Consider the following 11,088-nt stretch of genomic DNA (forward strand, 5'->3'; position numbering starts at 1 on the left):
ATTTGGACTCGCACTAAATATTCTCCGGGTTTGACTTCCCGAATGGGGATGGAGACGGTAGCCGTGGCGCGAGTAATGGGTGGGGCGGTGAATAGGTAGCCCACGGGATTATCGCTATTGAGGTTGTATTCGTTCATCATCAGGACAATTCGCTGACCGGGGGCGATCGCCAAATTAAGGCTAATGCTGAGGGTTCCCGACCGTGGCTCATCGTCAAATCCATCTAAATCTAGGACTGTGACCGCATCAATGGTAGGGCGCAAGACGAAGGGGGCGACGTTAGATTCCACTTGGGGAACACGGGCGGGAGTTTTACGCCTGGTAGTCGCTGTGGTGGTTCCCCCTACCTGAGACCCATTACGGGGGGGTGCGGGTGGGGCGCTTAGGTGAATGACTTGTAGGCTTTGCACGCCAGCGCGTAGCACTGAGGGGGAAATCAGGCTCAAGGGGAGCCGTAGTTCCCCACTGTTGAGGACTTGGGGGGTTACTTCTACTTGAGCGATGCGGATTTGGGTTAAGACACCAGAGAGATGCTGGCCACGAATGGAGAGGATGCTGTTACTGAAAATGGGTTGATTTTTACCTCCCACGGCGACCACTTGGGTGATGACGGGTTGTTTGGGAAAGACTGTACCGCCTAAAATGCGATCGCGCACAGGTAGGGCGGAACGTCCGGCGATGTCGCTTTCGATGATGATGACAGTCACTTTGTACACCAGGGACAGGGCGTAGGGGGTCTGGAAGAACACAGACCAGATTTTAGAGAGTTCGTCCGTGGAGACAGAGATAAATTCCGAGCGGATTTGTTCGACTTGTTCAGCCAGATCGGAGTCCGCGAGGTAGGTAAAGGTGGGATCGGCGATCGTCGATCGGATGGTGTCCGCACTCAATACTAACTGGTCTTCCAGGGTTTGGACGACGCTACCCAGCAGGCGCTGGGGTTCGAGATCGCCATCATTCCCGTAGAAGGATACCACATAGAATAGGTCGATCGCCGCTTGTCTGCGTCGGGTCATGTCCCCCCGTCGTTGGAAGTTGGGGGTGTCTTGGTTGGTGAGGGCTGGGTTACGTTTGATGTGATACAGGTATAGATTCACACCTGTTTCGGGAATTGACCCGCTCGAACCGTCTGGGCGCACGGTGGTGACTCGCGCTCCGTCCACGTCTCTCTGCACGGCTCGCTGTATAATCCGCTGTAAGGTCGCGGTGGCGGTCGCGACCGCTAGATGATTGCTCATGGCTGATTTGGCCAGTTAAAGGGGTGGGAATGATGGGATGCGCGGATTTATGAGAACTAATCTGATGATCTTCTGATCTTCCATTATTTAATACCACTTTCAGTCTGAGTGCGATCGGATTCAACCGCCAATTTTATATATATTAACAAGAAATTCACAAATATTCACAAAACTTTAATTCACTTAAACAATGGTTGTAAAAATTAGTATATTTGTTATAGGTTTGGCTGTATTATTTTCAACAACTGCAATCGTTGTAGATCAAGCGATTTTGTAGCATCCCCGAAAACTCGGAGGAAGCGACGGGGTTTTGGGTGGCTGTGATTGAGCTAATACAATAGGTAGTAAATAAGTAAAAACTGGACATTACTGGATTGTTGATCTTCCCTAGCTGCCAGGTTTTTTGAATGCTGGCAAAAATTCTTCTGTTGTCAAAGGAGAAGAAAGGTAATGACGCGCTAATTCTTGCAGTTATTGAAGGATGAGGTTTGCCGGCAACTGCTTCGGGGAATAGCCGAAAAAGTGTCGCGAATGTGTAGGGTGCGTCAGACCCGGTAAATTATCGGGAAACCCGGTGAAATTCTACCTGACGCTGTAGGGTGCGTCAGACCGGGTAAATTATCGGGAAACCCGGTGAAATTCTACCTGACGCACCAGAGTTATTCAGGATGAGAAAGCCCCACCCTACTTAGTTGAGAGTGGGATACTTGCTGTCTTCCATACATACCACCCATATCAGGGAGAAAAAATTTTATGGCTAGGCTTGACTATTTTGCACCTGGCGTTTACATTGAGGAGGTCGATCGCGGCTCTCGACCTCTTCAGGGTGTTCCCACCGCTGTAGCGGGATTTGTCGGTTTCACGGAGGATATCCGAGGTGGGGCTGAACCTTTTAAGCCGATGTTAGTAACCAGTTGGAAGCAGTATCTGGAATACTTCGGTCGAACTAACTCGGACGGTTTTACGGAGTTCGGAGCCTATCTTCCCTTTTCAGTGTACGGTTGGTTTCTCAACGGCGGCGGTCGTTGCTGGATTACTAGCATGGGAACAGGACTCCCAGGTTCTCCTAAGCCGGAAGTGAGGGAAACGGGAACCGAAATTGTCAACCGCGCTAATCGTCCTTCGTTAAGATTTTCCATCCGTGAAAATGCGGAAGATAGTGGTTCTGAGGGTTCCCTAACAGATAGTTCCCAAAACAGGTTTCTGGCTGTGAGCGATCGCTCTATCCGGGTACAAATTACAGAAGGATACCCCAAACCCCCCAGCGAAGAAACGGAAGCATCAGAAGCGATCGTCACTGCTAATACAGGGGAATTTTTCACCGTAGTTATTCGCCAGGGAGGTGAGGAACTCGAACGGTTCCCACACCTGAGTATGAATCCAGACATCGAAACAGCAGTAGCCGATTATGTGGTTAGCGCTCTGGAGGCATCTGAGTATATTATCGCCACGGATTTAGCCATCAGTGGCAGTCCCCTAGCCCGTCGCCCGTCTAACGGGGTGTATGAAGTTAGTCCTGGGGCGATCATTGCAGAAACAGAAAACTTAGCGCGCCATGTAGAAGGGGTGAGGGAGGAGCGCACCGGGATTCGGGGCTTGTTTGAAATCGACGAAGTAACTATCATTTGCTGTCCAGACTTAATGAAAGTCTACGAACAGGGATTGATTGATCTTGATCAACTCCACGGACTAATGGACTTGATGGTGAGTATGTGCGAGGGAGCCGCAGACGGGGACATCCCCAACGCCCCCAACCGAATGATCATCCTTGACCCGCCGCCTGATCGGGTAAAACCGCAAGAGATCAGCCGTTGGTTGAGCATAGAATTTAACCGTCGATCGCAATTTGCGGCACTGTACTACCCGTGGATTCTAGTTCCGAACCCCCGCAACGCCGGACGACCCATAGCTATTCCCCCCAGCGGCCACATGGCAGGAGTATGGGCGCGGGTGGACGAAACCCGGGGGGTTTACAAAGCGCCTGCTAACGAAGTCCCACGAGGTGTGATCGGTCTAACTCACCCGTGCAACTTCCGAGAACAGGAACTGCTGAACCCTATTGGCATCAACTGTATCCGGCCTTTTGAGAACCGGGGTATCCGGATCTGGGGCGCTCGTACCTTGGTGGAACCCGACAAAACTGAATGGCGTTATATCAACGTTCGCCGTCTGATGAGCTACATCGAAAAATCTATCGAAAACGGTACCCAGTGGGTGGTGTTTGAACCGAACGACGAAGACCTCTGGCAGCGGGTCAAACGCACCATTAGCAGCTTCTTAACTGAATTATGGCGATCGGGAGCCTTAATCGGTGGCAGTCCCAGTGAGGCTTTTTATGTGAAGTGCGATGCTGAACTCAATAGCCCCCAAAGCATGATGCTGGGTCGGCTGTTTGTGGAAGTGGGTGTCTGTCCAGTGCGTCCGGCTGAATTTGTGATATTCCGCATCAGCCAGTGGACGGCTGACGGTGAAGGCGAATAAGCCAACTCTCTTAAATCTCTGCCTCCAAAACCAACCGATTGGAGGCAGTTGGGATTTTTTTGATATTGACACTTACACAAGGGAATCGAATTATGAGTAGTGCTGCTCCGGTTTTTACCACTACCGCCACCCGGTATCAAATTGATTTTCGCAATGATACTGTTGGGAATATTGTCCAAAATGCTTATATCAAAAGTATGGCAGCCCTGACCTACGAGGGAAAAGTAGCCGGAGGTGATAAAGCCTTGGGTTCTGGTCGCAAAGGTCGCCGGGTTCGCCAAAGCACGATCGCCGGTTACGAAACCAACCCGTCGATGACCATCGAAACTTACATCAGCGACGACCCCAACGATGCCAGCCGCCAGCTATTTGCTTGGTTCAAAGCCTGTCTACCACCGGAAGAGGGAGGAGAAGGGAAATGGTCTCAGTACCGGGCTAGTGGTTCTGTGGTGCTGTATTCTCCTGACGGAGAAGAGGTTTTACGCTGGAACCTCGAACGTGCTTGGCCGAAAAAGTATTCGATCGCTGATATGGACTCGACCTCGGGGGATTTGGCGGTTGAAACCTACGAAATCGTTGCTGAAATGATTACCAAAGAGGTTGCTATGGGTGGTCAAGTTGGCAGCATGAGGAGTGGGGCTGCGGTTTAATTTATGGGTAAGTTCGGGTAAATCAGCATCGGCGGCGGGTGATCGAATCGGGCTGATTTTTCCCGTCCCCTGAAAGAAGGGCGGGTGCAGAATTGGCTGGTTTTCCCGTCCCCTGAAAGAAGGGCGGGTCCAGAATTGGCTGGTTTTCCCGTCCCCTGAAAGAAGGGCGGGTCCAGAATTGGCTGGTTTTTCCCGTCCCCTGAAAGAAGGGCGGGTCCAGAATTGGCTGGTTTTCCCGTCCCCTGAAAGAAGAAGGGCGGGTGCAGGTAGTTGGCTGGTTTTCCCGTGGCGGATCTAGCACCCGCCCCTACAAGACCTTCAAATCGCTTATCAGTTAGGAGAGATTTAAATTATGGCTTATGAATATTTGACTTCTGCGCGGTTTTACTTTGAATTTGGCAATAATACTCGTTTGCTGATTTCCAAAGTGAGTGGAATTTCTATTAGTATCGACCCGGCGGCAGAGGGACAGTCTATCGGTTCGGGAAAAGACGTTAGAAGCGCAACTCAAATTACCCCAGCATCGGTGACTTTTGAAAATATGACTCTGGAGTTTATCACTACCGCTGAAAATGATGCCCTGGTAAAATGGTATCTCGACTGTCATCCGCCGGCGATGCTTGGTGGTAAAACTGATGCGATCGCCAAGGTGAGTGATGCTTCCTTGGTACTTTACAAACAGGATGGCTCGGAGGGGGCTCGTTGGAATTTGAGGGACTGTCTCCCCGCTAAATATACAACCACCCAAGCTAGTTCCGATTCAACGGATCTGTTTAAGGAAACCATTGAAATTAGCCATTCCGGGTTGCAGAAAGTAGCAACTTTGGGAACAAGTGTAGTGTTTAGTTAGGGTAGCGATTGGCATGATTGGTGATTTAATTAACCAAAAACATCATCTCTATGAAGTTCTGACCGCCTGCCGTTTTTATGTGGCTTTGCATTTGGACGGCAGCCGGGATGATGTGGATGGCTACTTTATGGAGTGCCGAGGGTTCAAATATTCCCAGACTGTCATTACCCACAATGAGGTCTTCCCAAAAAGGTGGGGAAAGGCGACTCGAGGTCAGGTGATTTGCACTAAACTTCCGGGTAACAACAGTGTTGATAATTTTTCTCTGCGTCGGGGACTAACGGCTTCCACTACACTGTGGGATTGGATCGCGACTGTCCATGATGGCGGTTGGGTATCTAAGTTTAAAAATGGTTTTTTGACCATTTACCGTCAGGATAGTTCGGAAGGGGCGCGGTTTGCTTTTAGTGGCGGCTGGCCGGTTAGTTATAGCATCACCGATAATATGGCATCGGGAAGCGATTTAGCCGTTGAGGAGTTGGAAATTGCTTGCGAAGGGTTTGAACGTATCTTGTGACGTACTCGCCGCGCTGGGCGCGAGGTAGTTACACGGGACTTTAAAGCCCGATTCTTTTGCTAAGGCACGATTAAACGATGCAAACGGAGTTTGAGTTTATTTTACCCAAGGGGTATTTGGACCCGGAAGGGAACCTGCACCAACAGGGGGTGATGCGACTGTCGCGGGCGATCGATGAGATTATCCCGCTGCGCGATCCTCGTGTACAGATGAATCCCGCCTATGCAACTGTGATTATCCTGGCCAGGGTGATTACTGAACTCGGTAGTTTACAGGAAGTGTCCACGGCGGTGATTGAGAATATGTTTGCGGTAGATTTGGCTTATCTGCAAGATTTCTACCGGGAAATTAACGGCTTGGTCAAGTCGGACTCTGATTAATTAAAGTTGGGCGCGTTTTTAGAGCGACGATAGGAAATTGACATCCTCCGTGGCTTTTAGGCGGGGGGGTTCCTAGTAGGAGCCTATTCTGCTAAAGCGGGTGCGCCAGTGTCCCCAGTGTTTAATTAAGGCCTATCTAGCACCGGCTGCTACAAAACTCTCTAGTCCCTAATCTAATGTTGTCGGAAAACTTGCCACAGACCCAATTTTGCTTTACCCTCCCCGTTGGATTGTTGGACGGGGAGGGAACTTTGCATCGAGAGGTAATCATGCGATCGCTGACAGGGTGGGATGAACTTTTCCGAGAAAGAGATCTGCAGGTGAGGGAAAATCCCAGCTATGGAGTTTTGGTGATGCTGTCGCGATCCATTGTCCAGTTGGGGGAGATTTCTGTGGTGGGACCGGATATCTTGGAGGGATTGTTTTTAGCGGATTTGGACTATTTACAGGGGGTATATAATCAGATTAATCCACCAGAGGCTGGGATTTCTCTGGCGGGGGAGTTGCGGGCTACCCCCTAGAGGATTTGTATCGGGAGGTAGCCTTTATTGCTTTTTATTTCCACTGGTCTCGGGCTGATATTCTTAATCTCGAACATGGAGAACGACAACGCTGGATCGGGGAAATTGCGGATTTGGTTCGGGGAGAATTGGGAGAATAATTCCGTTTTGATTTAAAATTAAGGTGCGATCGCCTTTTTGATGATGATTAATTAAATTTAGAGCAATCAGATCAAGCTAATCGGAGGGCTTCTGATGAGAATACAACGTAGAAAGAAAGGTTCACCCGAAGTATCAATTGGCTCTGCACCGATGCAAGCACAGTTTCAGTCTCGACCGTTTCAGGATGCGAATTTTGCGCCGCCAGACCAGGAGGTGGCATCGCCAGAAATGCAGTTTCAGCAGGAGTCCTCTGGGTTCGATTTAGCTAATATCCCGGTTTTTGCTAATACGAAGCGATCGCCAGAACCGATACAACGGACGGAGGATGATGATATCCAGATGAAAGGGGAACCCAACGCGCCAATGCAGAGGGTGTTTCAGACTTTAGCCCAAAGGGATAACCCGACGAATGGGACACCGCAGCAGCCGATTCAAGCTAAACTGACGGTGGGGGCGGTAGGGGATAAATACGAACAGGAAGCGGACCGGGTGGCGGATGTAGTTGTAGACCAGATTCAATCTCCCCCCACGCACCCGGAGGTTCAGAAACAGGAAGCAGAAGGAGGCCAGGAACAACCACAGTTGCTGAGGACTCCGAGGATTTCTCAGTTGCAGAAAAAAGAAGAGCTATCAAATACCCTACAGCGAGAGTCTGATGAGGAGGAATTTGATGATGATGGTGATGTACAGATGAAGCCACAGACAGCGAGTGCGGGTGGGGAAGTTTCGGCAGATTTAGAGTCATCAATTCAACGAGAAAAGGGTGGTGGTGAACCCTTAGATGAGCATTTACAGTCTCAAATGGGACAGGCRATGGGGGCAGATTTTAGGGGTGTGAGGATTCATGATAATTCCCAAGCGAGTCAATTGAATCAATCCATCCAAGCGAAGGCATTTACGACGGGTCAAGATATCTTTTTTAAACAGGGAGAGTATCAGCCGGAGAGTCGGGGCGGACAAAAGCTCATCGCCCACGAGTTGACCCATGTGGTACAGCAAGGTTCGGGGCCGGGTGTCAGAAAAATTAACCGACAAAATTCCCCGCAATTTTTTCCTGTCGGTAGGGTTTCCGAAGCCAAAATTCAACGTGAAGGAGAAGATCCGAAACAAATTCAAGAGGCTGCAGAGCGCTATGTGAGCAAAAATATGCCCACAATTGACGGGGATAAATTGCCGAGTAGAACCGAGGTGCAAACGTCTATAAATGTCGGTCAGGAGGCGGGAGGAGAACTCGAAAAATTACTGTCTAAAAATCCGGAATTGTCTCAGGTTGTAACGGAACTCTACCAGAAAGAGTCGGCAGCAGAGGAAGCGCCACCGAAACAATCTAAATTTGAAATTGTCTCCCAAGAAGCCAAAGCACAACTGCCAAAAAACTCGGATTTAGTACCAAAGCAACAGGAGCAAGCCAATCAGAAAATTCAGGATGTTGGTTCAAAAAATAAGCGAACCAAAATTGAGGGGGCAGCATACACTGCGGGAGAAGGCTTGAATACGGCTGTTGGTGGGGCTGCTAAGGTGCTTAATGCAGTGAGTCCAGTCGTGAGTATCGTTGCCCAAATTGCCAGTATAGCCGGAGTCTTCTTTGCTGCCATTACATCGGTAATTGATGCCTGTGCAATGGCGAAATCAATTCAGACCAAAAACTCTTTGAAAGAGTTGCTGCATGAAACTAAAAGTCAAAATCCGGGGTTCAAACAGTACAATCCCGATGTCGTCAATGCCGTGGAGTATGCGATCGATCAAAAATATGAAAAAAGTGGCAGAAGAGCTCTGGCTTTTAGTTCTGGATTAGCTAGTATTGGAGGAGGAATTATCGGTTTAGTTCTGGCTTCCAACCCAATTGGATGGGCAATTGGTGCCGCGTTAGCCGCCTTGGGGGGACTGGGCGCAGTGGGATTGCTGCTGTACAAAATTGGTCATTGGTTTAGGAAACGGAGAGGGGGTATTCTAGGTAAAAAACGGAATGAAATCGCGACGCTGCTTTATGAAAAATTGCGGGCGGGCGATGCTTTGGCTGAAAAAGCGCTACAGAAGTTAGGTTTACCTGTAGAAGCGATGCAACAAGCGAAAGAAGGAGTCCTGAAATCGGACAAATTAGAATATGATTATCGTCAAGCACAGATGCAGGCAATTAAGAAATACTTGAACATCAAGGATATTGAACGTCTGGGCTTAGAAGCGGAAAATATGATGGAAATATACGGCGATATATACAATCAAATATTGGAAAAAAAGAAAGACAAAAAAACCGCCGAGAAAAGAAATAAAGAGTTCACAAAATCGGACAAAAAGATGAAAAAACAATCAGACCGCCTGGAAAATAAACAGAAAAAAAATAAAGCCTTAGAAGATAAATTAAAAAATCATATGGTCGAACAAATTGCGCGAAAACTCGGGTCTTCCTGAGACGGTCGATTGTTGCGTGTCGGTATGGAGTTGATAGGGGAAAAGTGAAAATATCCGATGCCTCACGATAGGATTAAATGATCGGAACAGTTGAAAGGAGAAAACAATTGACTGAAAATTTAGTTTTTCCTGTTGAACGAAAATTTGTAATGCAAGGAATTGACGAACAATTCATTGATTTAGATGCAGAGTACCTGCGCTTACTCGGTTCCGAAAGGCAAGTGACCGCACTGCAATTGACGGCAAAAGTGGGGAGTTTAACTTATCAAAAAATTCTTCAAGATCGCTTATTTTATATCACGCCAGAAGTATTAGAGGGTTGGCATGAGGCGATCAATTTAGTGTCATCTGGGGACGTTCAAATTACCCTATTGTTATCTCCTGTGTTATTAAAAAGGCTAATTCAAGCGGGGGACGATCCGCAACACATTGTCAGTCGATTTTGGGAATGGTGCGATCGCCAAAATGGATCGGAAATGGGTCGGACTGAGAGTTGGTTTGCTTTGCGGATAGTCAACTATAGAACTTTATGGGATTTTGTGGGGTGGTCAGATATTTTTTTGGGCCAAGATTTTCAAGAAGTTACCTTAAATAGTATAGTCCAATTTTTGAGCTTTTTGCAATCCAACCAATCCGAAACTTTGTCTCCCGACAAACAACAATTTCTGTCGGAACAAGCGTCCGTAATTATCGACAGTTTGAGTGAAATAAAGCCAAAAATTTCCCCCGAATACATCGATGAATTTGACCTACTAAATTTGTTGGAAAATCTGATCAATTCGGTCAACGTTATTTTAGAAAATTTGGTCAAAAATTTACCGGAAAAATCCCCCATCTCCTACACAGAGAAAAAACAACAGTCCGAAAGTTTGACTGATATGGTGATTAATTGGTTTGAAGAAGAAGGGATTAAGTGGGCAAAAATCCCCCCCAAAGAAAATATTTTGTTTTTCAAAATTGACGGTCAAACACGAGGGTGGATCTGCGAAGCAAAAGTCAGAGAAGAAGAACAACAAGTTATTTTTTACTCGATTTTAGTGGCTAAAGTACCCGAGTCAAAAATTCCTCAAGTTGCCGAATTTATTTGCCGAGCAAACTATGGACTCTGCATCGGCAATTTTGAAATGGACTTTGGCGACGGTGAAATTCGATATAAAACGAGTATTGATGTCGAAGGTGGATCGTTGAGCCGGCATCAAATTCACTCATTGATCTACACCAATGTTGAGACGGTAGAGCGATATTTTTCGGGCCTGATGATGGTGATGGAAGGTCATCAATTTCCGCCAGAAGCCATCCGTCAAATCGAACCATAATAAATAAATTTTTTGAAAAGGGTCAATTTTTTGTGAGTGTTTTGATGGTTTAATTGCCGGTTGTTGCCGTCCTTGCATCAAAAATTACATTTATTGACATCAACCGGTCAATTTTTGAGTTATAATAAAAACGCGATCGCTCAGACTCTAATTTCTGAAGTGAGTTGAATTCAGTCCCAGCCAACAATTCAGGTTTATTAAAGTTTTGTATACAAATCAGCTCTAAGTTAGGAGGACATACTGATGAAAATCCAACGCCGGAAAAAACGCCACAATGAAGCGAAAGGCAATGCAGTTCCTGTCCAGGCACAGTTTCAGTCTCGACCGTTTCAGGATGCGAATTTTGCAGGGCGAGACCAGGAGCTGACACGGCCAGAAATGCAGTTTCAGCAGGAGTCCTCTGGGTTCGATTTAGCTAATATCCCGGTTTTTGCTAATACGAAGCGATCGCCAGAACCGATACAACGGACGGAGGATGATGATATCCAGATGAAAGGGGAACCCAACGCGCCAATGCAGAGGGTGTTTCAGACTTTAGCCCAAAGGGATAACCCGACGAATGGGACACCGCAGCAGCCGCTTCAA

10 protein-coding genes and 1 pseudogene are annotated in these 11,088 nt (G+C 47.7%); 10 read left to right on the forward strand and 1 reads right to left on the reverse strand.

Going from position 1 to position 11,088, the window contains the following annotated elements:
• Positions 1-1,238, reverse strand: a 1,238-nt coding sequence (locus tag B9T16_RS20550) for a DUF4255 domain-containing protein (protein ID WP_410245640.1), incomplete at its 3' end; no start/stop codon positions are given.
• Between the two features lie 753 nt (positions 1,239-1,991).
• Here B9T16_RS20550 and B9T16_RS20555 point away from each other — a divergent pair.
• The 10 genes and pseudogenes from B9T16_RS20555 to B9T16_RS20600 all read left to right on the forward strand — a co-directional run.
• Positions 1,992-3,719: a phage tail sheath family protein gene (locus B9T16_RS20555; RefSeq protein WP_006617731.1), complete on the forward strand. Its 1,728-nt coding sequence runs from the start codon at positions 1,992-1,994 to the stop codon at positions 3,717-3,719.
• 92 nt (positions 3,720-3,811) lie between these two features.
• Positions 3,812-4,369 carry a phage tail protein gene (locus B9T16_RS20560; protein ID WP_006617730.1) on the forward strand — a complete coding sequence of 186 codons (558 nt, stop codon included), beginning with the start codon at positions 3,812-3,814 and terminating at the stop codon, positions 4,367-4,369.
• A 352-nt stretch (positions 4,370-4,721) separates the two neighbouring features.
• Positions 4,722-5,219, forward strand: coding sequence for a phage tail protein (locus B9T16_RS20565; RefSeq protein ID WP_006616708.1), 498 nt, complete (start codon positions 4,722-4,724; stop codon positions 5,217-5,219).
• A 13-nt stretch (positions 5,220-5,232) separates the two neighbouring features.
• Positions 5,233-5,736, forward strand: coding sequence for a phage tail protein (locus B9T16_RS20570; RefSeq protein ID WP_006616707.1), 504 nt, complete (start codon positions 5,233-5,235; stop codon positions 5,734-5,736).
• Between the two features lie 77 nt (positions 5,737-5,813).
• On the forward strand, positions 5,814-6,116 hold the full coding sequence (locus B9T16_RS20575) for a hypothetical protein (RefSeq protein ID WP_006616706.1): 303 nt from the start codon (positions 5,814-5,816) through the stop codon (positions 6,114-6,116).
• 176 nt (positions 6,117-6,292) lie between these two features.
• Positions 6,293-6,637, forward strand: coding sequence for a hypothetical protein (locus B9T16_RS20580; RefSeq protein ID WP_035737281.1), 345 nt, complete (start codon positions 6,293-6,295; stop codon positions 6,635-6,637).
• A 5-nt stretch (positions 6,638-6,642) separates the two neighbouring features.
• Positions 6,643-6,777, forward strand: coding sequence for a DUF6760 family protein (locus B9T16_RS20585; protein ID WP_006616704.1), 135 nt, complete (start codon positions 6,643-6,645; stop codon positions 6,775-6,777).
• Positions 6,778-6,871: 94 nt separating this feature from the next.
• The gene (locus B9T16_RS20590) at positions 6,872-9,187 is read left to right on the forward strand and encodes a DUF4157 domain-containing protein (protein ID WP_235181485.1); all 2,316 of its coding nucleotides are present in this window, start codon (positions 6,872-6,874) and stop codon (positions 9,185-9,187) included.
• A gap of 107 nt (positions 9,188-9,294) precedes the next feature.
• Entirely contained in the window at positions 9,295-10,503 is a 1,209-nt protein-coding gene (locus B9T16_RS20595; RefSeq protein ID WP_158307582.1) for a YbjN domain-containing protein, read from the forward strand.
• 243 nt (positions 10,504-10,746) lie between these two features.
• Positions 10,747-11,088: pseudogene (locus B9T16_RS20600) on the forward strand (hypothetical protein); the annotation flags it as partial.

Origin of the sequence: Arthrospira sp. PCC 8006 (assembly GCF_046480465.1) — a bacterium.
Lineage (GTDB): Bacteria > Cyanobacteriota > Cyanobacteriia > Cyanobacteriales > Microcoleaceae > Limnospira > Limnospira platensis.

What these genes read in the sequence shown, in the direction of transcription:
- B9T16_RS20580 (WP_035737281.1), top strand. Translation starts at nt 6,293, where the DNA reads ATGTTGTCGGAAAACTTGCCACAGACCCAATTTTGCTTTACCCTCCCC.
- B9T16_RS20575 (WP_006616706.1), top strand. Translation starts at nt 5,814, where the DNA reads ATGCAAACGGAGTTTGAGTTTATTTTACCCAAGGGGTATTTGGACCCG.
- B9T16_RS20570 (WP_006616707.1), top strand. Translation starts at nt 5,233, where the DNA reads ATGATTGGTGATTTAATTAACCAAAAACATCATCTCTATGAAGTTCTG.
- B9T16_RS20560 (WP_006617730.1), top strand. Translation starts at nt 3,812, where the DNA reads ATGAGTAGTGCTGCTCCGGTTTTTACCACTACCGCCACCCGGTATCAA.
- B9T16_RS20565 (WP_006616708.1), top strand. Translation starts at nt 4,722, where the DNA reads ATGGCTTATGAATATTTGACTTCTGCGCGGTTTTACTTTGAATTTGGC.
- B9T16_RS20555 (WP_006617731.1), top strand. Translation starts at nt 1,992, where the DNA reads ATGGCTAGGCTTGACTATTTTGCACCTGGCGTTTACATTGAGGAGGTC.